The organism is Halomonas sp. SIMBA_159, from assembly GCF_046536035.1.
GTDB classification, from domain to species: domain Bacteria; phylum Pseudomonadota; class Gammaproteobacteria; order Pseudomonadales; family Halomonadaceae; genus Vreelandella; species Vreelandella venusta_A.
The window spans coordinates 1-253 of sequence record NZ_JAWJBT010001094.1; the positions used below are offsets into that span (position 1 = coordinate 1).

Here is a 253-nt window from a genome sequence, read left to right on the forward strand (position 1 = left end):
AGCGCCTTTGGCGCTGCTGGCTACTCTGGTTGGAGGCTGTGCTGCACAGCCTCAGGCTGTCAACTGGCTTACGCCAGAACCACTGGCGGTGTCGTATCGCACTGAGCTGGCTATAGCGCGGTTAAGTGAAATACTGTATCGCGCCGAATTATCAGAAGAGCAGTCTGCTCAGTTGTACTATGACCGTGGCGTCATGTACGACAGTGTTGGCTTGCGCACGCTGGCCCGACTGGACTTTATGCGGGCGTTACGT

1 protein-coding gene is annotated in these 253 nt (G+C 56.5%); it reads left to right on the forward strand.

Features of this window, described 5'->3' with window-relative positions; all coding sequences use genetic code 11:
* On the forward strand, positions 1-253 hold a 253-nt coding region (locus R0J87_RS22645), incomplete at both ends, for a hypothetical protein (RefSeq protein WP_498889155.1).